The organism is Providencia sp. PROV201 (assembly GCF_028479545.1).
GTDB lineage: Bacteria > Pseudomonadota > Gammaproteobacteria > Enterobacterales > Enterobacteriaceae > Providencia > Providencia huaxiensis.
Map to the genome: position 1 here is coordinate 18,263 of NZ_JAMPNW010000032.1, position 26,394 is coordinate 44,656.

Below are 26,394 nucleotides of genomic sequence, written 5' to 3' on the forward strand. Positions count from 1 at the left end.
TCTGGCTCCTTTAGCATGCCTTTCATTATTTGAAATATACATCTTCTATTTTCATTATTGATTGGCAAGGAAACAGTTATGACTGGTAATTTTATGAAATCCCTTTTAGCTGTCACGGTAAGTACTTTAATTTTAGGGAGTACAGTCCCTGCCTACGCGGCTGATAAAAATGATGCGGTGTCAGAAAACCGTGCGGCGCAAGGTGATATCACCAAATTTGGTGGCGCGCGTCGTTTAGCGACAGAGCAAACTGATATCATGAAAGCGGCACTTCACAATGGCCAAGCCAAAAATGTGATTTTATTTATTGGTGATGGTATGGGGGACTCAGAGATAACTGTTGCTCGTAACTATGCAGAAGGCGCTTCAGGGTTCTTTAAAGGTATCGATGCGCTGCCAATTACGGGTCAGTACACCCATTATGCATTAGATAAAAAAACACAAAAACCCGACTATGTGACTGATTCTGCCGCGTCTGCCACTTCGTGGTCTTCCGGTGTGAAAACCTACAATGGCGCATTGGGAATTGATGTATTTGGTAACGACCATGAGACATTAATTGAGATAGCTAAACGTAATGGTAAAGCTACAGGTAACGTCACAACTTCCGAGATTCAAGATGCAACGCCTGCTGCGCAATTTTCGCATGTGAGTGCGCGTAAATGTTATGGCCCTGAGGAAACAACAGAAAAATGTGCGACTAACGCGCTAGAAAATGGCGGTCGTGGTTCAATTTCAGAGCAACTGTTGGTAACTCGCCCAGATGTCACACTTGGTGGTGGCGCTAAGAGCTTCAAGCAAGAAGCAAAGGCGGGTGACTACAAAGGTAAAACGTTGGAGCAACAGGCGATTGAACGTGGGTACAATATTGTGCGAGATGCTAAATCATTAGACAGCATTAAAGTCGCAAATCAAGACAAACCTGTTCTTGGCTTATTCCACGATGGCAACATGACGGTTGCATGGGAAGGCCCGAAAGCGGTTCATTACGGCAATATCAACAATGCGCCGTTAGAGTGTAAACCGAACGCTAAGTTAGACCCTAATGCGCCAACATTAGCTCAAATGACGAAAAAAGCGATTGAACTGTTAGAAGTTAACCCGAATGGTTTCTTCTTACAGGTTGAAAGCGCTTCTATCGATAAGCAAGATCATAAAGCAAACCCATGTGGCCAAATTGGTGAAACAGTTGCTCTCGACCAAGCTGTACAAGTTGGCTTAGATTTCGCTAAAAAACATGGTGATACATTAGTTATTGTGACAGCTGACCATTCACATTCAAGCCAAATTATTCCAGAAGGCACAAAATCAACGGGCTTAACGCAAGCGTTGATTACTAAAGACGGTTCTGTGATGGTAGTGAATTACGGTAACTCTGAAGAAGATGATTCTCAAGAGCACACCGGTGCTCAGTTACGTGTGGCGGCTTATGGCCCACATGCGGCAAACGTAATGGGTCTAACTGACCAAACTGATTTGTTCTTTACCATGCGCGATGCAATGGGATTGAAGCAATAAACCAACCCTGTAGTGAAAATTCTCCGCAATAGGATGTTGCGGGGGATTTTTTTATTTTTTAGTCTATTTTCTCCTTATTTTTCAACCATTCCTCAATAAACTTACTAAATATTTGCACTTCTTTTTTTATCCGTTATCTTGAGAAATTGATTTATCTGATAACAATAAATGTGCTTATTCATAGGCACGAATAATGAGAGTGGCATAATGAGAGAAGTTCGCGAACTACAACGAGATGAAATCCCATCTGTTTGGTCTATCGACCGCACTGAATTAATTGAAAACCTTTATCTGTATCAAAATGGCGAGTTGGTGCTATCCAAACAGCGGTTTGATATGAAAGGTTGGCCAGAAGGTGAACCTGAAGCCTATACCCCCCATTTGTTGGAAATTTATGACCAAGGCGCGGTATTTCTTGGGGTTTTTGAACAGGGCAAGTTAATTGCTGCTGCAAGTTTAGATAATGTGTGGCGCGGTGAGCAAAAAAATTTACTGCAATTATCTTTCCTGCATGTGAGCCACTCGTACCGTGGCGAAGGTTTAGCAGGGATGTTATTCCAGCAATGTGTTGAAATTGCAATGCAAAAAGGGGCAAAAGGCTTATATATTTCTGCGACGCCTTCAGAAAATACAGTGCACTTTTATCAATACCTAGGCTGTACCTTAATTGCACAACCTGATCCTGAATTATTTGCATTGGAACCTGAAGATATTCACTTTATTTATCTATTTTAGTAAGTTTTTATTTTGTAAAATAAGTGTTAATTTATAGGGCGATGAAATAAAAAAGCATTGAAATTTACTAAAAACTAGATATTATTGATAATCATTATCATTTAAAGTGTTGAGGTCACTATGCCAACTAGCATATCAAAAACCACAGGTTTAAAGCGTATAGGCGCTGGCCTTTGGGGGGTCTTTGCTGTGATATTGTTGAGCATTGCTTATGTACTCAATAATATGGGCTTAGATAATTTAAAAATCATTATGATTATCATGATGGTAGCAACTGCGGGGATGTTATTTAATCGTGGTTCTCGTCGTTTATTGATTGTCCCAGCTGTGATCTCACTTGCATGTTTTATGATGGCCTTTGTACTACAAAGGTAGCTCTATAATCTAATTGATAATTAAATAGAACAGAAAAAAGTGGTATCGAAAGATATTGATAATTGAATGGTATTCAAAATAACGGTTTATTTAAATGATTTATTATTGTCTTATAGTAAATAAGGCAAATAAGACAGCGTTAGCATTACAGAGAAGGTCAAAAGGGCAGGATGTTATAAAAAAATGACTGACCAGTGGTGCGAAAGGGGGGACTTGAACCCCCACGTCCGAAGGACACTAACACCTGAAGCTAGCGCGTCTACCAATTCCGCCACCCTCGCAATACTGTCACATCAATACTACTGTCACATCAATACTATATTATTGTGATTTACCCAAAGCTAGTGGTGCGAAAGGGGGGACTTGAACCCCCACGTCCATAGGACACTAACACCTGAAGCTAGCGCGTCTACCAATTCCGCCACCCTCGCAGTACCTAACTAAACTTTGGTCCATCAATGCTTTTAACCAGCAATAATGTGGTGCGGATTTTAGGCTAATTTCGACGAACGTCAATAATTTTTTTATGAAGTATTTTTTGATTGATGAAAAAATGGCCGGTGAAGGATCACCAGCCAATGAGAAGCATGATAAATTGTGCTTTAGTCTAAATTACTCGTGTATAAATTAACGCTTAACTGCTTGGTAAACTTTAAATTTTCCCGTTTTTGCAAGTACTTCGTGACTACCAAAAGCTTTATCGAGTAAATCAGGGTATGGTAAGAAAGCATTCGCAACGATCCGCAAGCGGCCCCCTTTTTTCAGGTATTTAGGGGCTTGATAAATCATATTTTCCACCGCACGATAACTGGTGTTTAGGCCATCATGGAATGGCGGGTTAGAAATAATCCAATCAAATTTATCGTTAATATCTGAGTAGGCGTCACTAGCGATGACTTTGCCAGTCAGTTTATTGGCTTCAAGAGTGGATGCTGCGGAATCTAGTGCAGACGCACTGACATCACTTAAGGTAAGTTTGATCTCTGGGTTTTGTGAGCCGATCACCGCGGCAATCACACCGTTACCGCAAGCAAGATCAAGCAGATCACCACTCATTGGATCGGTTAATGTTGATAACAGTAGGTCACTACCGATATCAAGCTCATTATGGCTAAACACCCCTGGTAATGCGTTAATTCTAACATTATCAAGTTCATAATGACGCCACCAGCGAGCAATATCAAAGGTGGTTGGTTGCTCTAATTCACCATAGTACAAGCCACAGCGACGTGCGGAGTCAATTTTTTGTAAGCTAGCGATCCCCTCCATAATGGATTCGGCGCTTTTAACACCACTGCGATTCTCACCGACGATAAAAATTTGGCTACCCGCAGCAAGATGAGTACAAAGGTCATCGAGTTGGAAACAGGCTTCTTGCTTGTTTTTTTGCCAAAAATAAATGAGAGTATCGCAAGGCTGGATAAATTCCGCAGGCGTAGTGGCAGAGAATAACGCCATATCTCCCATTAACGGCTGTAAACGCTGCCAGTGATGATACTGGTTGGTGATGACACGAACACTAGCCGCTTCTAAGGTTGCAGCGAGCTCATCCTGAATGTCACCGGCCAAAATGACATGACGATCTGTAAAATGTTCGAGATGGCGTTGAATAACTTCGCTGGCAGGTGTCAGTAATGACATATTCTGTCAATCTCCTAAAATAATAAAAAAACCGATGACATCTTACCAAAGATAAGAGAAATAGCATTGCTCTGTTGGCGCTATTGATCCCCTTTGATAAGATGTGGTTGTAAAATTGCGACTGGAAAATCAAATGACACGACGTGACAGGCTTTTAGAACAACTGGGGATCACTCAATGGATGGTGAGAAATCCTGCCGTGTTACGTGGTGAGCGTGGTGTAAGGATCCCAGCGTCGACTAAGCTTATTATTATTACTGATGAGAACCTTGATTTAAATAGCCAATTGCTAAAAGATATTTTTCTTTCCATGAATATTGCACAGGACGATGTGGTTTGTGTAAATTCAGAGCAACTAGGTTTAATCCCAACACCAATAATAACACCATGTTGGGTATTAGGTGATGAAATCCAGCCTGAAGGTTCAAAAATCATGTTTACTTCACCTGTTTTGTCTGAGCTAAGTACAAGCTGTAGCGCTAAACGGGCACTATGGAAACAAATTTATCAATATGATGAAAATTTCAACACTAAAGCAATCTGATCTCGCAACTGCGTACTTAATTGAGAAGTTGAGCCATGATTTTCCATGGACTGAGCGAGTTTTTTATGGGAACCAAGGGGAAAAGTACCATAACATAAAAATATCTGTTAATAATCAAATTGTTGGCTATGCAATAACACAGTGTGTTCTTGATGAAGCGACCTTGTTTAATATTGCCATACACCCTGATTACCAAGGGAAAGGCTATGGCCGTTTGTTGCTAGAACAGCTTATTGAAGAACTCGTAAAGAAAGGTATTCTCACGTTATGGTTAGAAGTGAGGGAATCAAATGCATCTGCTTTGCATCTATACGATAAGCTAGGTTTTCATCAAGTGACGGTGCGTAAAGATTATTACCCCGCCAAAAAAGGCCGAGAAGATGCTTTAGTACTTGCTTTGACTCTATTTTCTGATGAATAAATTTAAGTAACAAATAATTTATTACTAATATAATTAAAACCCCAATATGTCATGAGACATACTGGGGTTTTGTGCTTTTAGTGAAATTTATTTTTCAATTTCAGGAAGAATGGGCTTATTAATTATTTGGATATTATCTTTTAACGCTTTTTTTGCCGCCGCTTGTGCGTTGACTTCTTCGTTGAGGCCTTTATATGTGGAATAACACATAATTAGCATCATGATGGATAGTGGCACAGCCATGGCGACCAGTGCGGATTGTAAGCCTGATAAGCCACCCGTCATAATTAGCACAATCGCAATAGCAGCAATAACGACACCCCAAATGGTTTTAGTAACATGAGAAGGATTTGGGTTGCCATTCTCACTGACCATTCCCAGTACAAATACCGCTGAGTTAGCTGATGTGATAAAGAAAATCAGCACTAAAACAATCGCTAAGACACTAATAAATGTCGATGCAGGGAAATAGTCTAAAAACTTAAACAGTGCAGATGTGACGTCGGTTTTTACAGCATCTGCTAGTGCGGTTTGCCCTAAGTTTTGAATTAAATGAATGGCAGAACCGCCCATGACTGCAAACCAGGCAAAAGCACTTAATACAGGAATAAATACTGCGCCAATCATAAACTCTTTAATTGTTCTTCCTTTTGATATACGCGCCACAAAGCTACCCACTAATGGTGCCCATGCTATCCACCAGCCAAAGTAAAACAGTGTCCAGTTAGCAATCCAAGTACCGTCATTATAGGGCTCAGTGCGAAATGACATACTGACAAAATTTTGGACGTAGTCACCAATACCTTGGAATAAAACTTTTAAGATAGTTTGGGTGGGGCCAGACAAAAATATAAATGCCATCAATCCTAGAGCAAGTATGATATTTAAGTTTGATAGGTGTTTTATCGCTCCTTGTAATCCAGAGATCGTCGAAGCAACATAAACAACGGTAATTATTGCGATCAAGCCAATTTGTACATAAATACTGATGGGTAATCCCCATAAGTAATTCATACCACTGTTAACTTGTAGTGTACCAAAGCCTAATGATGTGGCGATACCAATGACGACGGACAACATCACCAAGATATTGATCCATTTCCCGACAGAGCCGTAGATCCGATCCCCGATTAAAGGATAGAAAACCGAGCTGAGTGAGGATGGCAATTTTTTTCTAAATTGGAAATAGCCTAAAGCCACACCGACGAGTGCATAACACGCCCATGCGGAAACCCCCCAGTGCAGATAGACATATTGCATCGCTGCTTTGGCAGACTGTTCTGTTAAGCCTTGCCCAACGGGTGGGCTGATATAATAGGAAACTGGCTCTGCCACCCCCCAGAACATCAAGCTGATACCAATCGAGGCACTGAATAACATCGCAATCCAGGTGACCGTGCTGTATTCCGGTTTGTCATTGTCATCGCCGAGGCGTATGTGACCAAATTTGGAAAAACCGAGAAACATACAGAAGCTGAAAAAGATAAAAACGGAACCTAGAATGAACCAACCTAGGTTGTTATAGATAAAACTTAAGGCGGAATGTGAAAATGCTTCCAGTTTATCAGGAATAAATGCACCAAAACTGATTAACGCCAGACTAAAGGCTAGCGACACGTAAAATACGGATTTTTTGTGATTCATCATACCTCTTCTCCAGTTGCTCACTTATTTTTTTCTTTTATGAGAGTTGGCTTGCAGGGAATACTCGTTTTGTTTTTTAGGGTACTTTTTTGTTAATTGCTACTTTTGGTTTACAGAGAATAGCCATGCAAAGATTGTGTAGTCAACAAGTAATTAACCAATTGTTAACAGTTTTAATAATTAAAAGTAATTCAACTCATTGTTATATATTGGTTAAATGTTTTTGGTTAAATTTTTATCAATATTTCGTTTGATCATTAATGCGATCTGCATTAACATTCTCAAAAAAGATGTTAACTATAAGTTTACATAAGTGAGGGCAATTATGAGCAATGCAGCTAAAGTCATTTCGATTAATGATCACCTTGATATCGATAACGCATGGACAATCCCTGCGCGTTATTACACGTCTAATGATGTTTTTGAGTATGAAAAAGAAAAAATATTCGCTAATTCATGGGTTTGTGTCGCACATGTTAGTGAGGTAAAAGAAAAAAATTCGTATATCACCCGTGAACTCATTGGTGAAAGCCTTGTGATTGTTCGTGGTCGCGATGATGTATTGCGCGGTTTCTATAATGTGTGTCCACACCGAGGGCATCAGTTGATCAGCGGTGAAAGCGGTAAAGTCAAAAATGTGATTACTTGCCCTTACCATGCGTGGGCATTCAAGCTAGATGGCCAATTAGCACATGCGACTAACTGTGAAAATGTGAATAATTTTGAAGCTGATGCAATGACATTAAGTAGCTTCCATGTTACTGAACATGCAGGGTTTATCTATGTAAATATGACCGTAGGCGAACCTCAGCCTATTGAAGAGCAACTTCCAGGTTTAGCTGAAAAAATGCAAGAAGCTTGTGCGGTAATTAGCGATTTAAAATTGGCCGCTCGGTTTGTTAGCCATACACCAGCTAATTGGAAAACCATTGTTGATAACTATATTGAGTGTTATCACTGCCCAACCAACCATGTGAGCTTTGCAAGTTCGGTGGATGTTAACGTATACGAACACCAATTATTGGATAATTGGACTGTTCAAATTGGTAAGGCAAAACCTTCTGAGTCCTCCTATCAATTTGATGAATCTGTTTTAGACCCGCGTTTCTTTGGTTTTTGGATTTGGCCAAGCACTATGTTCAATATGCCTCCAGGCGGCGATTTCATGACAGTCATTTATGAGTTTCCTGTGAGCGCAGGGGAAACTTTGCAGCACTATGATATTTATTTCCTCAATGAAGAGTTGACTGAATATCAGAAAAACTTAGTGGAATGGTATCGCACGGTGTTCCGCCCAGAAGATTTACGGTTAGTAGAAAGTGTACAAAAAGGGTTGAGATCGCGTGGCTATCGAGGCCAAGGGCGTATCATGGCTGACAGGCAGCGCAGTGGGATTAGTGAACATGGCGTTGCTCATTTCCATAAAATCATCGCTGGCGCGCACACTGAGTAATTACGTTAACCATAAAAATAAAAGGAGAAGTCACAAATGCATCATTTAACTCACCCTGCACTATTTCGTCAGTCATGTTACATCAATGGGCAATGGGTTGATTCAGACAATAAAATCCCTGTGACTAATCCTTTTGACCAATCTGTGCTGGGAACGATCCCCAGCCTGTCGGCCACACAAGTAGATGAGGCTATTGAATCTGCGTATTCTGCGATGGAAGGCTGGAGTAAGCTGACTGCGAAAGCGCGTTCTATCATTTTACGTCGCTGGTTTGAGCTGATTGAAGCCCATGTTGACGATCTCGGGCGTTTAATGACGCTTGAACAAGGTAAGCCACTGCATGAGGCAAAAGGTGAAATTCGCTATGCCGCGTCATTTATTGAATGGTTTGCGGAAGAGGGCAAGCGAGTTTACGGGGAAACGATCCCTCAAACGGTAGGTAGCAACCGTATTTCGACCATAAAGCAGCCGATTGGTGTTTGTAGTGCGATTACCCCATGGAATTTTCCCGCAGCGATGATCACTCGTAAAGCGGCTCCAGCACTGGCTGCGGGTTGCAGTATTGTTATCAAACCCGCGACAGAAACGCCTTTTACGGCACTAGCCTTAGCGCAGCTGGCTGATGAGGCGGGTATCCCCGCTGGGATATTTAACGTCATTACTGGGGACTCTCGCGTTCTAGGGGAACGCCTAACTAAACATGAGCTTATCAGTAAATTTTCGTTTACCGGTTCAACACAAGTTGGCCGAATATTGTCTGAGCAGTGCGCATCAACGATTAAGAAAACCTCACTCGAACTGGGGGGGAACGCGCCTTTTATTGTCTTTGATGATGCAGACATTGATAAAGCGGTAAAGAGTGCGGTTCAAGCGAAATTTCGTAATGGTGGGCAAACTTGTGTTTGTGTGAACCGTTTTTATGTTCAAGATGCGATTTTCGATGAATTTCAGACCAAGTTCGTTACAGAAGTCGCCAAATTGCAAGTCGGTAATGGTCTTGAAGCCAGTACCGACATTGGGCCGATGATCACAACACGTGCTATCGATGGGATGAATGAGTTATTGCAAGATGCATTAGCGAAAGGCGCTCGCCAATTAACCTTAGGGAATGAAGTCACTGAGTATGGCAATTTCTTTAATCCCAAAGTCCTTGTTGATGTTGATGATTCAATGAAGATTATTCATGAGGAAATATTTGGTCCCATTGCAACATTGATTCGTTTTAGTGATGAAAATGAAGTGATTACTCGCGCCAACAATACGATTTATGGCTTAGCGGCTTATTTCTTTTCTCGTGATGTTAGCCGTGTTTATCGTGTTGCTGAAAAGCTACAAAGTGGCATGGTCGGTATCAATACAGGCTTGATTTCTAATGAAGTTGCTCCTTTTGGAGGTGTGAAGCAATCAGGTCTAGGAAAAGAAGGCTCTCGATATGGTATTGAGGATTATTTAAGTACTAAGTATCTGTGTTTAGATATTGAATAATAAGAGAGGCACTGTGATGAACCAACAAAAAATTGCAGTCAATATTAGCCGAATTGAGCAAGTTAGCCCAAATATCAAGATGTTCGAATTTGTAGCGCAAGATGGTACTTTTGTGCCTTTTAGTGCAGGTAGCCACGTTACCGTTCACATGGATGGGCAGGCCGGTTTACAACGTGCTTATTCGTTAATCAGTGACCCACAGCAGTGTGGCAGTTATTGTATTTCTGTATTGCGTGATGAAAACTCGAAAGGCGGCTCTGCATTTATGCATGAGCAGCTATCGCCAGGGGACAGTTTGTACCTGTCACCAGCACAGAATTTTTTCTCGTTGGCACCGGATAACCAATGTAAGCATATTTTGATCGCTGGTGGAATTGGGATCACGCCTTTTCTCTCTTATCTCTATGAATTAGAAGAAAATGGAATGGATTTTGAGCTCCATTACTGTTTTCGTGATAGCGCAACAGCGGCATTTCTTGAACATTTGCAACAGCGTATTGGCTCGCGATTATTTCTCTATGACGGCAGCCAAGGGCAACGAATGTCTGTTGAACAGTTGGTTCAAGCACAAGCGAGCAATAGCCATCTGTATGTATGTGGTCCCCAATCATTAATTAATGAGGTGATTGAAAAGGGTCATCAGCACCTTGGTGAATCACAGGTTCATTTTGAAAATTTTGGTGAAGTTGCCAGCGAAGGGGATTCATTTGAGGTCTATTTTCAACGTTCAGGTTTTAGTTTGGAAATCGGTAAAGATGAGTCCATTTTGCAGGTAATCGAAGCAGATAAGCGCATTAATGTGGAATGTTTATGCCGTAATGGGGTTTGTGGAACCTGCGAGACGGCAATACTTGAGGGAGAGGCTGATCATCGTGACCACTACCTCGATGATGATGAAAAAGCTGAGCAGAAAACGATGATGTTGTGTGTTTCTCGAGCTAAATCTAAACGGTTAGTCCTTGATTTATAATCAAAGTTGCCCCGCTTAGGTCACAAGTGGGGCAGAATACCTGTTTTAAATATCTTTTAATTCAAACATTAAAAAAGGCTGTTTTTCATCATTCAAGTGTTGATAAGCGGTAATTTGCTTGTCTTGAAATACGATTTGCCCCCGTCCAGTCCGAAATACTTCATCTAGCCATGGCTTATGATTAATCACTAACTGATACAATAAACGTTGTAGTTCAAGGTAATCTATTTCAGTCGATTGGTTGTGTAAGTTGCTGGCTAATATTTCACCTGCTTTATCGGTAAATACGACTAAGTGGTTGAAATGGGACAATAAAACATCAAAATAGCATTTGATTTTACGCAGGCGCAGTTCAGTATTTTTACGTTCTGTGTTGTCTAAGCTGATCCCAACCAGTTTTGTCACTTTGCCATTAGGGCCTTTGACGCCTGTGGCTCGGGATGTGATCCAGCGGTAATCGCCTTCCCAGTTAATTTTGAAATCCATTTCATGAGCACCCCCTTCACGGATAATTTTGGAATATCCATTAACCAACTTTTCCTTGGAGTCATGGCTCATTAAGGCCCAGAAATCTTCATTACTGGTGATTTTGATGCCATATACGGCTTCAACGTTGTCGGAGTAGTTCAATTCCCCCGTTAATAAGTCCCACTCCCATGTCACGATATCTGCGGATTCTTGAAGATGGACTTCGTTGATATTGCGCATGACGCCTGAATTGCTAACAGTGATTTGGTTATTGGTATATTCACCGTATTTCAACCATATCTTGTCGACATCCAATAACGTGGCGAGCTTTTCAAGATTATCTTCATCAATCATGCCGCCTTTCGTCCACTTGTTAACTGCCGTTCGGGAAACGCCAAGGGCTTCAGCTGCCTTTAATTGACTCATTTTTTTCTGTTTTAGCAATTTCAACAAACGTTCTTTGAATGTCTCTGTTTCTGTCATCAATTCATGTTTACCTTATAACTTATGGGGTTAACTAAAAACCATGTGATAAGTGAGTAGCAAGGTATTGCTCTAGATTTTCGATAAAGACTCTAAGGTTAGCACTCGTTCGGAGACTTCTCGAATATACAGCATAAACATCCGCGGTTTGATGCCATTGCGGTAACACTCGCACTAATTGGCCAGACTGTAACTCAGGCTGCACACTCCATTGGGAGCGCAATAGGATCCCTTCACCACTTAAGCACCATTGCTTGGCGACTTCACCATTATTGACGGTTAATTTGCTATTGGGAGTGACCGTCATACTTTCTTGCTGATGTTCAAGCTTCCATACCGCGGGGGCTTGATTACGTTCTTTAATCGCAATACAAAAGTGCTTTTGTTCCAGTTCTTGTGGATATTTTGGGTAGCCGTGTGTTGCTAAGTAGCTTGGCGAAGCGCACAGGATACGTTGGTTTTGTGCAATCCGCCTAGCAATAAATTGCTCAGCTATCGTACCGCCAATACAGATATCAACATCAATGTTTTCACTAATAATATCGACAGACTTATCGGTTAAAGTGAGGTCAATGCCTAATAAAGGGTAATTTCCCCGCAATGTCAGTATAAACGGGTTAATGTAAGTACTGCCAAAGCCTGTGCTACAACTGATACGCAGTGAGCCGCGGATCTCTTCGCGACAGGCGTTGAGTTGCTGTTGCATCTGTTCCAATTCAGCTAGCATCACTTCACTGCTACGCAAAATAATTTGCCCTTCATGAGTCAGCTTAATTGAGCGAGCAGTTCTAAAAAATAAAGTTTGTCCTAAATTTTCTTCTAGCAACTTAATGCGTTTAGAAACATAAGCTGGGGATACCAACAGCTGTGAAGCGGCTTGAGAGAAACTCATCAAACGGGCAACCGTGACAAAAACGCGGATATCCTCTAACGAAGGAAGCTTGTTCATAGTTTGTAAACCTAAGGATTACACTTCATATCTATACTTTATCACAGCAACCCCTAAACTGGAGAACAAACAGACATAATTCAATTATCAGAGGTTTTCACAATGTCACAATTTAACATAGCGGTTATTCCTGGTGATGGTATTGGTACCGAAGTGATCCCTGAAGGGTTAAAAGTATTAGAAGCAGCGGCAAATAAGCACGGGATAAAATTGCAGTTTACCCATTTTGATTGGTCGTGCGAAACCTATCACCGTACGGGGCGTATGATGCCTGAAGATGGCTTAGAACAATTGAAAAAATTTGATGCGATTTTTTTAGGCGCAGTCGGGTTCCCAGGTGTTCCTGATCATATTTCATTATGGGGGCTGTTATTACCTATCCGCCGCGCTTTCAACCAATATGTTAACCTGCGTCCTGTCCGTCTGTTTGATGGCATTAAGTGTCCGTTAGCAGATAAAAAACCGGGAGATATTGATTTTTATGTGGTGCGTGAAAACGTTGAAGGGGAATACTCTGCGATTGGCGGTATTCAGTACGAAGGTACTGATGAAGAAATGGTGCTGCAACAAAGTATTTTTACCCGTAAGGGAACAGAGCGTATTTTAAAATATGCTTTTGATTTGGCACAGTCGCGTGAGAAAAAACATTTAAGTTCAGCGACGAAATCCAACGGACTATTTCATTCAATGCCTTATTGGGATAGTCGTGTAGCCGAAATGGCGAAGCAATACCCAGATATCAAAGTTGACCAATTTCATATTGATATCTTTGCTGCAAACTTAGTGAGAATGCCAGAGTTCTACGATGTGATTGTTGGGTCAAATCTATTTGGCGATATTTTGTCTGATTTAGGGCCTGCTTGTACAGGTACCATTGCGATTGCGCCGTCTGCCAATATTAACCCAGAAAAACAATTCCCATCGATGTTTGAGCCGGTTCATGGGTCAGCACCGGATATTGCAGGGCAAAATATTGCTAACCCGATTGGTACGATTTGGGCGGCAGCCATGATGATGCAGCACTTGGGGTGCCCTGAGATGCATGATTCGATTATGTCTGCGGTAGAAACCGCGATTAAACAACGTCAACATTTGACTCGTGATATGGGCGGCGATGCCAGTACGCAGGCGTTGGGGGATGAAATAGCCCGTTTGGTCAGTGCTTAGTTGATGCATAAAGACGCTGTTTATTGAGCCAATTTCGTGAGCCATCGGGGGACTGTTTTGCCTGTTCCTCGATGCTTTGCTTTTCAATGATGTTCAAGTGTGATTTCGGAAAGTGTGTACAAACTTGAGTACAAATTCCGTTTTATGGGCCTCTGGCGAAAATTCCATGACATAAACCGTCTTGTATCCCTTGTTATTCATAGGCTTGAGCTAAAAATTTCCATCTTCGGATGGGACTTGTTCTTTTATCACTTGATCTAGTAACTGTACAAAGCAAACACACCAAAACATTGCAGATATTACTCGCGGACTGGACAAAGTAAGTTTTCTAAGTTTCGGTAGATTTGGTTTAAAATTTGGAAATTATACGGCGATATTCGCCGTGAATAGAAAGAATAGTAAACCACGCCTTGTTGTGATAGTTTATTAAGTCTAGGTTTTACGGCGATATTAGCCGCAAAATAGCAAAGAGATAAACTAGAAAAAGGTTTGGTGTTTAAAAATGGTTAGTCATTCCCAGCGCGAAACGGTGAAAGAGTCTTATAAGCAGTCTCTTAAAACTCTTTTACCTTATGGTATGTTAGCAACAAAAAAATGGCTTGCAGAGCAGGGCTTGAGTGCTCATGCGTTGGATAACGCTGTCAAAACCGATACGTTATTGCCGCTAGCTATAGGTGTTTACAGCCAGTATTCTCGAACAGTCACTTGGGAAGGCGTAGTCGCTTCTATGCAGCGTATGATGAATAAAAGTGCAGATGAACAACTTCCGCCTGTCGTGGTCGGTGGATTGTCAGCGCTTTCCATATCTGGTTTGTCGCAATATTTGTCATTAGGAAGTACACCTCATATTCATTTATATGTAACGGGAAAACTGCCTTCCTGGCTTGAGAGACTGTCATTGCCAATTAAGTTCGAAGGACATAGTACAAGTAAACTTTGGCCTGAGAGCTTATTCAAAGATAGAGCATTCGTTAAAGAGCATGAATGGGGAGAGCAATTACCACCTGTATATTTTTCATGTCCTGAAAAAGCCATATTGGAAGTGTTGGTGGATTTGCCTGAAAGTGTGTCATTTGAACATGCCGATGAGCTAATGCAGGGGTTGGTGAATTTATCTCCAAGAAAACTAGATTCGCTCTTAAAAGCGTGTAAAAGCGTAAAGGTCAAACGATTGTTCTTTTGGCTTGCAAAACGCCAAGCTTATCCTTGGTTTGATAAGTTAAATGTAGAAAATTACGATTTAGGCTCAGGTAAGCGTGTTGTTGCTAAAGGTGGAAAATTGGATACAGAGTATCTAATAACAGTACCTCAGCATATGGTGTTGGCAAGTAAAGGATAAGTTCAGCGATGGATAGAAACAGTATTTATTACAAGCAAGTACAGCTTTTGATACAGGTATTGCCTTTCGTTGCCAAACAGAAATGCTTTGCGCTCAAAGGTGGTACAGCAATCAATTTATTTGTCAGAGACTTTCCTCGTTTATCGGTCGATATTGATTTGGTGTATCTGCCAATGAAGAGCCGTGATGATGCCTTGCAGGAAATCTGTGATGCACTTGATGCTATTAGCGTGGATTTAAAAATAACATTTAAAGATGTCGAGCTAACGGAAGCTTATCGGTCAAAACGCGATGCTCTAAGGTTGATCATTGCTCGCAACGGTGTGCAGATCAAAGTCGAGTTATCACCTGTATTGCGCGGTACTGTTTATGAACCAAAGCTGATGGAAGTTTGCGCAGTCGTAGAAGACGAATTTGGTTATGTTGAAATACCTGTTGTTGACTTAGCTGATCTTTATGCTGGAAAGATATGTGCAGCATTGGATAGACAGCATCCAAGAGACTTATTTGATGTGAAGTTGCTTGTGGAGAATGAAGGGCTAACGGATGAAATTCGTAAAGCATTACTCGTTTATTTATCAAGCCATAATCGGCCAATGGCAGAATTGCTCAGTCCGCAATTTAAGGATATTACTGCCACCTATGAAGGTGAGTTTACTAACATGGCCGAGACGGATGTCCCGTTGGTGGAACTGGAAACCGTAAGGGGACGCCTAGTAGACCTCATTCACCAAGGACTGACCGATGTTGAAAAGGCTTTTTTGCTATCCTTTAAAAATCGAGAACCTGACTGGTCTTTACTCGGCCTGAATGGAGTCTGTGAGCTTCCTGCCATCAAATGGAAACAAATCAATTTAGCAAAAATGCCGAATGACAAACATACACAAGCCTTAGAAAAGCTGAAAGATGTTCTCAGTATGTGATTTCTAAAAAATAGATGTTTATGCAGGGCTGATCTTCTGAACAAATCATGCACCTTTCTGACCATTAACAAGTGGTAAATCAGACGATGAAAAGTCAGATTTATTCAACCAAAACTAGATGTTTTGCTGCTTTGAGTTGTTGGCTCGTCACATTGGTATCATACAGCAGCTGATCAGCCAGATTTGCTCTGGTAAATCGACTAGGTCTCGTTACACCATGCAATACCGAACAACGGCAATTGCAGTATTATTGGCGTAGTACGACAAGCTATCATCGATTTTTGGTAGCGAAGGAATTTGTGGTTTAGAGACAGTTGTTTATGGGCTGAAGAAGCAACGATTACAAACAGCTACAACTGAGTATTGGCGCACACTGAGAGTAAATGGTAACAGATTAGATAGCCTTTGATTGTTAATACCCCCAAGATCTGCGAAAATAACCGCCAATTTTGATTAACAAGACGGATTTGCGACGCCAAGAGCCACATTGAGCCTCTTCGAATGCTTATACAAATCTGTATATAAACGAAAAGAACGGTTAAATGACAGATCAGAACTTTCTCCATGAAGTTAGCACACGCAGAACGTTTGCTATCATATCCCACCCCGATGCGGGTAAAACCACAATAACCGAAAAAGTGTTATTGTTTGGACACGCTATTCAACGTGCAGGTACGGTAAAAGGCCGTGGTTCTAACCAACACGCTAAATCCGACTGGATGGAAATGGAAAAGCAGCGTGGTATTTCGATTACCACCTCTGTCATGCAGTTTCCTTATAATGATTGTCTTGTTAACTTACTGGATACCCCAGGTCACGAAGACTTCTCTGAAGATACTTACCGTACATTAACAGCGGTTGACTGCTGCTTAATGGTGATTGACTCAGGTAAAGGGGTTGAAGACCGGACACGTAAGCTGATGGAAGTTACCCGTTTACGTGACACTCCAATCTTAACTTTCATGAATAAATTGGATCGTGATATTCGTGACCCAATGGAATTAATGGATGAAGTGGAAAATGAGCTGAAAATTGCTTGTTGTCCAATCACATGGCCTATCGGTTGTGGTAAATTATTCAAGGGTGTTTATCATTTATTACGCGATGAAACAATCCTATACCAAACAGGTCAAGGGCATACAATTCAAGAAATCCGTATTATTAAAGGGCTAAATAACCCGGATCTCGATGCAGCCGTAGGTGATGAACTAGCCGCGCAGTTACGCGATGAGCTGGAATTGGTTCAAGGGGCATCCCATGAGTTTGACCATGATGCCTTCTTGCAGGGGGAATTAACCCCAGTCTTTTTCGGAACAGCGTTAGGTAACTTTGGTGTTGACCATATGTTAGATGGTTTAGTGGAGTGGGCTCCGCAGCCGCAACCACGCCAAACTGATTTACGCCAAGTTAATGCGACAGAAGAAAAATTCACTGGCTTCGTGTTTAAAATTCAAGCCAATATGGACCCGAAACACCGTGACCGTGTTGCATTTATGCGTATTGTTTCAGGTACTTATGAGAAAGGCATGAAACTGCGCCAAGTCCGTATCAAAAAAGACGTAGTAATTTCCGATGCGTTAACTTTTATGGCGGGGGACCGCTCTCAGGTCGAAAACGCCTACGCAGGGGATATTATTGGGTTGCACAACCATGGTACGATCCAAATCGGTGATACCTTCACACAAGGTGAAGAACTCAAGTTTACGGGTATTCCAAACTTTGCCCCTGAATTATTCCGTCGTATTCGTTTACGTGACCCGCTAAAACAAAAACAACTGCTAAAAGGCCTCGTTCAGTTATCTGAAGAGGGGGCGGTACAGGTTTTCCGTCCGTTAACTAACAATGACTTAATTGTTGGTGCGGTAGGGGTGCTGCAGTTTGACGTGGTGGTTTCGCGTTTGAAAAGCGAATATAACGTTGAAGCTATTTATGAAGCTGTTAACGTTTCTACTGCGCGTTGGGTTGAGTGCGATGATGCGAAGAAACTTGAAGAGTTTAAGCGCAAAAATGAGCAAAACTTAGCTCTTGATGGTGGCGATAACTTATCTTATATCGCACCTACAATGGTGAATCTTAACCTCACCAGTGAACGCTACCCTGACGTTAAATTCCGCAAAACACGCGAACACTAATTGTGTTTATGACCCACGACTAACATGGTTAGCAGTGGGTCATCTTATTTCGAACTTCATTTAAAGTTACTTTCCCTGTTTTTTGGTGCTTATCATCAAGAATATTCTGTGTTTATTACCTTTCTCTTTATTTTTTATGTTTTTTTACTTAGGCTATATTATTCGTTGTCCATTGCAGTGAAAGGAAGGTTTTTATGAAAAAAGCAAAACTATTGAGTTGGTTAGGAGTTATTGGGTTGAGCTGGGCACTCGCGGCTTGTAGCTCATCATCTGATAGTGCTTTGAAAAAACAAGCTTCAGATACGTGGGACAGTGCATCTAAGACAGTTGAAATGGCAGGTAAAGATACTGGAAATGCTATTTCGAGTGGCGCTAAAAATACCGGCGAGTACATTGATGACTCAGCGATTACTGCTGATGTAAAAGGGAAATTACTGGGTACGAAAGGTATATCGAGTAACAGCGTATCAGTTAAAACCGTTAATGGTGTTGTTTACTTATCAGGCTTTGTTAAATCAGCTGAGCAAATGGATAAAATTACCCAAGTTGCATCACAAGTTAATGGGGTCAAATCGGTACAAAATGGTTTAGTGATTGCTAACTAAGTGGTAAATAAATGTCTCAATAGCTCATATTGCTGAGTATTTATTGTACAATGTTGATAGAATGGGCTTTCTAGGGGAAGCTCATTCTGTTTTTGAGCTATTTAAAGTGAATTAAAAAGAACTTCTGTCATCCAGAGGCATTATGGGAAAACACGTTTCAGTTACACTCGGCACGATTGAGCCGCTTGCATTCTTTGATAATATCAACTCGGGAAAAACGGCTCTGATTTGTGAAGGTGGCGGCCAACGAGGGATTTTTACTGCAGGTGTACTGGATGAGTTTCTTATCTCTGATTTCAACCCTTTTGATCTGATGATTGGTACTTCTGCAGGAGCTCAAAACCTTTCTGCGTATATTTGTGGGCAAGCGGGCTACGCTCGTCGCGTGATCACACGCTATACAACCAATTCAGCATTTTTTAATCCCTTGCGGTTTATTCGAGGTGGCCATCTGATTGATTTAGATTGGCTAGTCGATACCACAGCAAAAGAATTTCCATTACGTATACAAGCAGGGCTCGATTTATTAGATTCAGGCCGTGAATTCTATATGGGGGCAAGTCGCAGTGATGATTTTTCTGCGGCCTTCTTACAGCCTGATGCCGACACTTGGTTGGATATCATTCGTGCGTCCAGCGCGATCCCGGGTTTTTATCGGGAAGGCGTCGAACTTGATGGCACTTTATATCAGGATGGCGGTATTAGTGCTGCGATCCCAGTTGAAGAGGCATATCGTCGTGGCGCAGAGACCATTGTTGTGATCCGTACCGTTCCCTCCCAAATGTATTTTACCCCTGAATGGGTGAAAAGAATGACTCGGTGGTTGGAAGGGGAAAATAATGGCCTACAACGTATGGCCGCTATGCTGAAAGTTCATCTGAAAAGTTACCGTAAAACGCAAGAATTTATTGAAAACCCACCAAAAGATGTACAGGTCTTTGAGATTTATCCACCTGTTCCACTGAAAAGCAGTGCGCTGGGTAGTAAGGTGTCTTCACTTAATCAAGATTACCATACGGGTCGCCGGTGTGGTCGCTATTTTATTGCAGCACTGGGTGATGCATTTGACCACAGTACAAATCGCTTTAGACATACCTTGGCACAGAAAATTGAGTCGAATCCATTAGATATTCAGCTTGAGCCTCAAGTACCGAGCGAGCTCATTCCTGAATTGGTGACTGAGCCTGTCTCTTCAGTGCCTCTGGCTGCAATATCAGCAAATGAGAGCCGTGATGGCTGAGCTTCAATTTATCGATACCCATTGCCATTTTGATTTTCCACCCTTTAGTGACTCTTTTACTGAAAGCTTGAAGCTTGCTCAGCAAAGTGGCGTGAGCGATATTGTCATTCCTACGGTGAGTGTGGATAATTTTGAGCGGGTTTGGCAACTGGCACAGCAGTACCCGCAGCTCCATGCTGCTATGGGTTTTCATCCATTATATTTAAGTCAGTTTCAAGAACAACATATTGATATATTGACTGATTATCTAACTGAAAAAAATAAAAAATGTGTAGCGATAGGCGAGATTGGGCTTGATCTCTATATGCAAAACCCGCAATTTGAACGCCAGCAAGAGGTGTTGTCCGCACAATTAAAGTTAGCGAAACAGTTTGATTTACCCGTTATTTTGCATTCACGAAAAAGCCATGACCCATTAGCAGCGATGTTACGTCGTTTTGAGGTCCCTGCTCGTGGTGTCGTACATGGCTTTGCTGGCAGCCTATCTCAAGCGCAAGCCTTTGTTAAACTTGGTTATTATATTGGTGTGGGTGGAACCATTACTTATGAAAGAGCGAATAAAACTCGCCATGTGATGTCCCAACTTCCTTTGGCTTCATTATTATTCGAAACGGACGCCCCCGATATGCCTGTTTCGGGTTTCCAAGGTGAGCCAAATCGGCCTGAACGTATTGAGTGGGTTTTTCGTTCATTATGTGAGCTTCGCCACGAATCCCCTGAAGAAATAGCCCAACAACTTTACAACAATAGCTTGTCGTTATTTAATCTCACCAAATAAAACCGCATACAAATTCATAAGTAATGTTTATGTAATTTCACTAGTTAGCTATTTAAATCTATTTAGTCTTTATTGTGATGAATTAGGACTTTAGTTCCTTTCCAGACTAAACCGAGTCTATTTTGTGATTTTTGTCACATTATGTGAATTTTTGTTGTTTATTGCAGTGTGTATTTGTGATGAGTATTGCGGGTTATTGGTGATGACTAGGTATAATCATCAGATTAAGAATCAAGGCGACTTACACGTTTCCTTATATATCAACCTAAAATAAAGTGAACAGGGATCCTTCCATGCAGCTCATTATGAGTATTATCGGAATGGCGGTACTTATCGCGATAGCTATTCTATTTTCCAGCAATCGCCGAGCAATCAAACTCCGCACAGTCGGTGGTGCATTTTTAATTCAATTAGCCATTGGCGCATTTGTTCTTTATGTTCCTGCGGGGCGTAGTGTGCTTCAAGGGATGTCTGATGCGGTTTCTAAAGTTATTGGATATGGCCAAGATGGGATGAGTTTCATCTTCGGTGGCCTTGTTTCCGATAAAATGTTTGAACTGTTTGGCGGCGGTGGCTTTATTTTCGCTTTCCGTGTTCTGCCAATTATCGTTTTCTTCTCTTCATTAATTGCTGTGCTTTATTATTTGGGCATCATGCAGTTAGTGATTAAAATTCTTGGTGGTGGCCTGCAAAAAGTACTGGGAACCTCAAGAACCGAATCCTTATCTGCGACAGCGAATATCTTCGTAGGGCAAACGGAAGCGCCATTGGTTGTTCGCCCTTATATTGCAACAATGACCACATCAGAGCTGTTTGCCATCATGTGTGGTGGTTTAGCTTCTGTCGCGGGTTCAGTTTTGGCGGGCTATGCACAAATGGGTGTGCCTATGGAATACCTGATCGCCGCCTCCTTTATGGCCGCTCCAGGTGGTTTATTATTCGCTAAACTGATGGTTCCAGAAACGGAAGATGTGAACGATCGGGTTGATGCAACCGATTTAGTTGCTGAAGATGAGCGCCCAGCCAATATCATTGATGCAGCAGCATCTGGTGCATCATCAGGGATGCAACTGGCACTGAACGTGGGTGCAATGTTATTAGCTTTTATCGCATTGATTGCGTTGATTAATGGCATCTTAGGTGGCATTGGTGGTTGGTTTGATTATCCACAATTATCACTTGAATTATTATTAGGTTGGTTATTTGCACCGATTGCCTTCTTAATTGGTGTACCGTGGAGTGAAGCGACAGTTGCGGGTTCTTTTATCGGTCAAAAAATTGTCGTGAATGAATTTGTTGCCTTTATGAACTTTGGTGATTATATGAAGGCAGATGCAGAAGTGCTGGCAGCGGGTAAACAAGTGCTTTCTGATCATACTAAAGCGATTATTTCGTTCGCATTATGTGGGTTTGCGAACCTTTCATCCGTCGCTATCTTACTCGGTGGTTTAGGGGGAATGGCGCCAAATCGTCGTAGTGAGGTTGCTCGTTTAGGTATGAAAGCGGTTATGGCGGGTACCCTGTCTAATTTAATGAGTGCAACCATCGCAGGCTTTTTCTTGACGTTAGGCGCAGCGGCAGTCATTTAATTTATGTATCTAGTGGTAAGATTTATACCATCTCAAATAAGTCAATCGGAAGGGCAATAGTCCTTCCGTTTTCATTTTGATTCGCTATATTCTTTTATGACTTTTTATATCAATCGTAAATTTTCAACTATTCTTAACTTAGTCAATTAATGATGAAGAATACATTGAAAAGCCATTTGAGCGAAAAACTGATGGTGAGAGATGATATAATTAGATATTCATCACATTTTTTATTTTAATAATGTAACATTCAGTCGATTAATGTGATTTGTAGCACATAAAAAGGCATCATTCCATGGTCAAATAGGCATTAGTAAGCTGCTATGGAACTGCTAGTTCTCAGAGTCTAGGACTCTAGGGCATGATGCGGTGAGAAGGATCTCAGCTGCTCAGTTCGGAAAGCATCCGACTAGCATCTTTAAGGAACCAAGCCCGCTCGCCAACAAAGAACGTGTCGTTCTGAAGAATTAACAACGTTGGAGAGTTATATGACTGATTTAAAAGCGGCCGCACAACGCGCGCTGTCCCTTATGGATTTAACCACTTTAAATGATGACGATACCGATGCAAAAGTCATCGCACTGTGTCATCAGGCGAAAAGCCCAGCAGGCAATACGGCAGCAATCTGTATTTACCCTCGTTTCATTCCAATTGCACGTAAAACATTACGTGAACAAGGCACTCCAGATGTGCGTATTGCAACGGTCACAAATTTCCCACACGGTAACGATGATATTGATATCGCATTAGCTGAAACTAAAGCGGCGATTGCTTACGGTGCAGATGAAGTTGATGTTGTTTTCCCTTATCGTGCACTGATTGCCGGTAATGAACAAATTGGTTTTGACTTAGTGAAAGCCTGTAAAGACGCTTGTGCAGCTGCCAATGTGTTGTTGAAAGTGATCATTGAAACAGGTGAATTAAAAGATGCAGCGTTAATCCGTAAAGCGTCTGAAATTTCGATTAAAGCGGGTGCTGATTTTATTAAAACCTCTACGGGTAAAGTGCCTGTTAATGCAACTTTAGAAAGTGCAGAAATCATGATGCAAGTCATCCATGATATGGGCGTTGAAAAAACAGTGGGCTTTAAGCCAGCTGGTGGTGTACGTACCGCAGAAGAAGCCGCTGAATACTTAGCGTTAGCGGGACGAATTTTAGGTGACAATTGGGCTGATAGCCGCCACTTCCGTTTTGGGGCTTCTAGCTTATTAGCAAATTTATTAAATACGCTGGGTTTTGACGTTAAAAAATCAAGCAGCAGCTATTAATTATCGCAATATTGTTAGCCGATAAATTCGACTTTAAAGGAGCATATTGTGTTTCTGGCACAAGAAATTATCCGTAAAAAACGCGATGGTAAGCCATTAAGTGAAGAAGAAATTCGTTTCTTTATCAATGGAGTTCGTGATAACTCAGTTTCAGAAGGTCAAATTGCTGCATTGGCAATGACTATCTATTTTAATGATATGACCATGCCTGAGCGTGTTGCATTGACATTAGCAATGCGTGATTCAGGTACGGTTCTGAACTGGAAATCACTCAACCTCAATGGCCCATTAGTTGATAAACACTCAACGGGCGGCGTGGGTGATGTGACTTCACTGATGCTTGGTCCAATGGTTGCAGCTTGTGGTGGTTATGTACCGATGATCTCAGGCCGTGGTCTAGGCCACACCGGTGGGACATTAGATAAGCTTGAAGCGATCCCTAATTTCGATATCTTCCCAGATGATGTCCGTTTCCGTGACATTATCAAAGATGTCGGGGTGGCAATTATTGGGCAAACTAACTCATTGGCGCCTGCTGATAAACGTTTTTATGCGACCCGTGATATTACCGCGACAGTGGACTCAATTCCGCTAATTACGGCTTCAATTTTAGGCAAAAAACTGGCTGAAGGCCTTGATGCTCTAGTGATGGACGTTAAAGTCGGCTCTGGTGCATTTATGCCAACGTATGAGAAGTCAGAACAGCTAGCAGAGTCTATTGTTAAAGTAGCCAATGGGGCGGGTTGTAAAACGACCGCATTATTGACTGACATGAATGAAGTGTTGGCATCCAGTGCAGGTAACGCAGTTGAAGTACGTGAAGCGGTTCAATTCTTAACGGGTGAATACCGTAATCCACGCCTTTATGAAGTTACCATGGCATTATGCGTAGAAATGTTAGTGTCTGGTTCATTAGCTGCAAACCGCGAAGAAGCGCGCCAAAAATTACAAGCAGTATTAGATAATGGTAAAGCGGCAGAAGTGTTTGGCCGCATGGTTGCCGCTCAAAAAGGGCCTGTTGATTTTGTTGAAAACTACAACAAATATCTGCCAACAGCTGTGCTGAGCAAAGCCGTTTATGCACCACAAGACGGTATTATCACGCAAATGGATACACGTGCACTGGGTATGTCTGTCGTGACTTTAGGTGGTGGTCGTCGTAAAGCGACAGACCCAATTGATTATAGCGTTGGTTTGAGCGATATCGCTGCGTTAGGTGCCAAAGTGGATACCCAGACGCCACTGGCCATTATCCATGCAAATAGTGAAAAAGCGTGGGAAGAAGCGGCGAAAGAAGTGCGCGAAGCGATGGTGATTGGCGACAAGGCACCTGAAGCGACACCTATGGTTTATCGCCAAATCAGCGAATAATACAAATAGATTTTAGTGGTATATCGTATTTAAAAATACCGCAGGAGAAAAATATGAAACGCACATTTATTATGGTTTTGGATTCCTTTGGGATCGGAGCTGCACACGATGCACATAAATTTGGTGATGAAGGCTCAAATACGTTGGGTCACATTGCAGATGCTTGCGCACGCGGCGAAGCGGATATTGGCCGTAAAGGGCCTCTGCATTTACCGAATTTAACAAAATTAGGTTTAGGTAAAGCAGGAGAGGAATCAAGCGGTTCATTCCCTGCGGGCCTTGATCCTAAAGCAGAAATTATTGGCGCATATGGTTATGCGAGCGAAATTTCTTCGGGTAAAGATACGCCATCAGGCCACTGGGAAATTGCGGGTGTGCCTGTGCTATTCGACTGGGGTTATTTCTCTGATGAAGAAAACAGCTTCCCACAAGAACTGTTGGACACTTTAGTTGAGAAAGCTAACTTACCGGGCTATTTAGGTAACTGTCATTCATCAGGTACAGTTATCCTTGATCAACTGGGTGAAGAGCATATGAAAACAGGGAAACCTATTTTCTATACCTCTGCTGACTCAGTATTCCAAATTGCGTGTCACGAAGAAACTTACGGCTTAGATAAACTGTATGAGCTGTGTGAAATTGCGCGTGAAGAGTTAACCAAAGGTGGTTATAACATTGGCCGTGTTATCGCGCGTCCATTTGTTGGTGACAAGGCTGGTAACTTCACACGTACAGGTAACCGCCATGACTTAGCGGTAGAGCCACCAGCACCAACGGTATTGAAAAAATTAGTTGATGAAAAACAAGGTGAAGTCGTCTCTATCGGTAAAATTGCGGATATTTACGCTCACGTAGGTATCACTAAGAAAATCAAAGCCACAGGCATTGATGCGCTGTTCGATGCCACCGTTGAAGAAATGAAACTGGCGGGTGACAACACTATCGTTTTCACTAACTTTGTGGATTTTGACTCTGCATATGGCCACCGCCGTGATGTGGCCGGTTATGCCGCAGCATTAGAATTATTCGACCGCCGTTTACCTGAGCTGATGAAATTAGTTAAAGAAGACGACATTCTAATTTTAACGGCTGACCACGGTTGTGACCCAACTTGGCCAGGTACTGACCATACCCGTGAGCACATTCCTGTGTTGGTTTATGGCCCGAAAGTGAAACCAGGTTCATTAGGTCATCGCGAAACCTTCGCGGACATTGGGCAGACAGTGGCTAAGTACTTTGATTTGTCGCCGATGGATTATGGTAAACCAATGCTCTAACACCCATTACCCGTCATAC

23 protein-coding genes and 2 tRNA genes are annotated in these 26,394 nt (G+C 41.9%); 19 read left to right on the plus strand and 6 right to left on the minus strand.

Translation table 11 applies throughout. The annotated features are described in order from the left end of the window. Positions 1-78: 78 nt before the first annotated feature. The 3 genes from phoA to PR809_RS18850 all read left to right on the plus strand — a co-directional run bounded on the left by phoA (position 79) and on the right by PR809_RS18850 (position 2,628). Entirely contained in the window at positions 79-1,518 is a 1,440-nt protein-coding gene (gene phoA / locus PR809_RS18840) for an alkaline phosphatase (protein ID WP_102140299.1), read from the plus strand. Positions 1,519-1,725: 207 nt separating this feature from the next. Continuing rightward, a complete protein-coding gene (locus PR809_RS18845) occupies positions 1,726-2,253 on the plus strand; it encodes a GNAT family N-acetyltransferase (RefSeq protein WP_206276350.1) in 528 nt (175 codons plus the stop codon). A gap of 120 nt (positions 2,254-2,373) precedes the next feature. Further along, positions 2,374-2,628, plus strand: coding sequence for a DUF1435 family protein (locus PR809_RS18850; protein WP_206276351.1), 255 nt, complete (start codon positions 2,374-2,376; stop codon positions 2,626-2,628). Positions 2,629-2,823: 195 nt separating this feature from the next. On the opposite strand, the gene PR809_RS18855 is transcribed toward PR809_RS18850, so the two are convergent. From PR809_RS18855 to rsmC, 3 genes are all read right to left on the minus strand, one after another. Beyond that, positions 2,824-2,909 (minus strand) — tRNA-Leu (locus tag PR809_RS18855). Positions 2,910-2,973: 64 nt separating this feature from the next. Next, positions 2,974-3,059, minus strand: a tRNA-Leu gene (locus PR809_RS18860). Positions 3,060-3,255: 196 nt separating this feature from the next. Then, complete coding sequence (gene rsmC, locus PR809_RS18865; RefSeq protein ID WP_206276352.1) at positions 3,256-4,269, minus strand: 16S rRNA (guanine(1207)-N(2))-methyltransferase RsmC; 1,014 nt, start codon at positions 4,267-4,269, stop codon at positions 3,256-3,258. Positions 4,270-4,402: 133 nt separating this feature from the next. Here rsmC and PR809_RS18870 point away from each other — a divergent pair, with 133 nt between their 5' ends. Together PR809_RS18870 and rimI are read left to right on the plus strand one after the other, a co-directional pair. Further along, positions 4,403-4,813, plus strand: a complete 411-nt coding sequence (locus PR809_RS18870) for a DNA polymerase III subunit psi (RefSeq protein WP_102140297.1) — start codon at positions 4,403-4,405, stop codon at positions 4,811-4,813. Next, positions 4,782-5,234 (plus strand): ribosomal protein S18-alanine N-acetyltransferase, encoded by a 453-nt coding sequence (gene rimI, locus PR809_RS18875; protein ID WP_102140296.1) that lies wholly within the window; start codon positions 4,782-4,784, stop codon positions 5,232-5,234. Before PR809_RS18870 ends, rimI begins: the two co-directional genes overlap by 32 nt. 87 nt (positions 5,235-5,321) lie before the next feature. Here rimI and PR809_RS18880 read toward each other — a convergent pair whose 3' ends face one another. Then, complete coding sequence (locus PR809_RS18880; protein ID WP_202981448.1) at positions 5,322-6,881, minus strand: BCCT family transporter; 1,560 nt, start codon at positions 6,879-6,881, stop codon at positions 5,322-5,324. A gap of 322 nt (positions 6,882-7,203) precedes the next feature. On the opposite strand from PR809_RS18880, the gene PR809_RS18885 reads away from it, so the two are divergent. Genes PR809_RS18885 through PR809_RS18895 form a run of 3 tightly spaced genes read left to right on the plus strand, consistent with a single transcriptional unit; the run spans position 7,204 to position 10,786 of the window. Next, positions 7,204-8,331, plus strand: coding sequence for an aromatic ring-hydroxylating oxygenase subunit alpha (locus PR809_RS18885; protein WP_102140295.1), 1,128 nt, complete (start codon positions 7,204-7,206; stop codon positions 8,329-8,331). A gap of 36 nt (positions 8,332-8,367) precedes the next feature. Next, positions 8,368-9,816 (plus strand): NAD-dependent succinate-semialdehyde dehydrogenase, encoded by a 1,449-nt coding sequence (locus tag PR809_RS18890; protein ID WP_206276353.1) that lies wholly within the window; start codon positions 8,368-8,370, stop codon positions 9,814-9,816. Between the two features lie 16 nt (positions 9,817-9,832). Continuing rightward, positions 9,833-10,786 carry a PDR/VanB family oxidoreductase gene (locus tag PR809_RS18895; protein WP_166266560.1) on the plus strand — a complete coding sequence of 318 codons (954 nt, stop codon included), beginning with the start codon at positions 9,833-9,835 and terminating at the stop codon, positions 10,784-10,786. Positions 10,787-10,831: 45 nt separating this feature from the next. Here PR809_RS18895 and PR809_RS18900 read toward each other — a convergent pair whose 3' ends face one another. Next, positions 10,832-11,737, minus strand: coding sequence for a helix-turn-helix domain-containing protein (locus PR809_RS18900; protein ID WP_102140292.1), 906 nt, complete (start codon positions 11,735-11,737; stop codon positions 10,832-10,834). A gap of 34 nt (positions 11,738-11,771) precedes the next feature. After that, the gene (locus PR809_RS18905) at positions 11,772-12,686 is read right to left on the minus strand and encodes a LysR substrate-binding domain-containing protein (RefSeq protein ID WP_206276354.1); all 915 of its coding nucleotides are present in this window, start codon (positions 12,684-12,686) and stop codon (positions 11,772-11,774) included. Between the two features lie 102 nt (positions 12,687-12,788). On the opposite strand from PR809_RS18905, the gene PR809_RS18910 reads away from it, so the two are divergent. The 11 genes from PR809_RS18910 to deoB all read left to right on the plus strand — a co-directional run bounded on the left by PR809_RS18910 (position 12,789) and on the right by deoB (position 26,375). Beyond that, positions 12,789-13,853, plus strand: a complete 1,065-nt coding sequence (locus PR809_RS18910) for a tartrate dehydrogenase (RefSeq protein WP_206276355.1) — start codon at positions 12,789-12,791, stop codon at positions 13,851-13,853. Positions 13,854-14,355: 502 nt separating this feature from the next. Further along, positions 14,356-15,192 carry a type IV toxin-antitoxin system AbiEi family antitoxin gene (locus PR809_RS18915; RefSeq protein WP_206276356.1) on the plus strand — a complete coding sequence of 279 codons (837 nt, stop codon included), beginning with the start codon at positions 14,356-14,358 and terminating at the stop codon, positions 15,190-15,192. 8 nt (positions 15,193-15,200) lie between these two features. Next, the gene (locus PR809_RS18920) at positions 15,201-16,115 is read left to right on the plus strand and encodes a nucleotidyl transferase AbiEii/AbiGii toxin family protein (RefSeq protein WP_206276357.1); all 915 of its coding nucleotides are present in this window, start codon (positions 15,201-15,203) and stop codon (positions 16,113-16,115) included. A 542-nt stretch (positions 16,116-16,657) separates the two neighbouring features. Then, complete coding sequence (gene prfC / locus PR809_RS18930) at positions 16,658-18,247, plus strand: peptide chain release factor 3 (RefSeq protein ID WP_166266566.1); 1,590 nt, start codon at positions 16,658-16,660, stop codon at positions 18,245-18,247. A gap of 194 nt (positions 18,248-18,441) precedes the next feature. After that, a complete protein-coding gene (locus tag PR809_RS18935; protein WP_166266568.1) occupies positions 18,442-18,852 on the plus strand; it encodes a BON domain-containing protein in 411 nt (136 codons plus the stop codon). A gap of 142 nt (positions 18,853-18,994) precedes the next feature. Continuing rightward, positions 18,995-20,092, plus strand: coding sequence for a patatin-like phospholipase family protein (locus PR809_RS18940; RefSeq protein WP_102138935.1), 1,098 nt, complete (start codon positions 18,995-18,997; stop codon positions 20,090-20,092). Beyond that, positions 20,085-20,870 (plus strand): TatD family hydrolase, encoded by a 786-nt coding sequence (locus PR809_RS18945; RefSeq protein ID WP_232368229.1) that lies wholly within the window; start codon positions 20,085-20,087, stop codon positions 20,868-20,870. The genes PR809_RS18940 and PR809_RS18945 overlap by 8 nt, the downstream gene beginning before the upstream one ends. A gap of 305 nt (positions 20,871-21,175) precedes the next feature. Further along, positions 21,176-22,459, plus strand: a complete 1,284-nt coding sequence (locus PR809_RS18950) for a NupC/NupG family nucleoside CNT transporter (RefSeq protein ID WP_181490142.1) — start codon at positions 21,176-21,178, stop codon at positions 22,457-22,459. A 488-nt stretch (positions 22,460-22,947) separates the two neighbouring features. Then, positions 22,948-23,727 carry a deoxyribose-phosphate aldolase gene (gene deoC, locus PR809_RS18955; RefSeq protein WP_102138938.1) on the plus strand — a complete coding sequence of 260 codons (780 nt, stop codon included), beginning with the start codon at positions 22,948-22,950 and terminating at the stop codon, positions 23,725-23,727. Between the two features lie 48 nt (positions 23,728-23,775). Further along, on the plus strand, positions 23,776-25,098 hold the full coding sequence (deoA, locus tag PR809_RS18960; RefSeq protein ID WP_102138939.1) for a thymidine phosphorylase: 1,323 nt from the start codon (positions 23,776-23,778) through the stop codon (positions 25,096-25,098). A 53-nt stretch (positions 25,099-25,151) separates the two neighbouring features. Then, positions 25,152-26,375, plus strand: coding sequence for a phosphopentomutase (gene deoB / locus PR809_RS18965; RefSeq protein WP_102138940.1), 1,224 nt, complete (start codon positions 25,152-25,154; stop codon positions 26,373-26,375). The last annotated feature ends 19 nt before the right edge of the window (positions 26,376-26,394 follow it).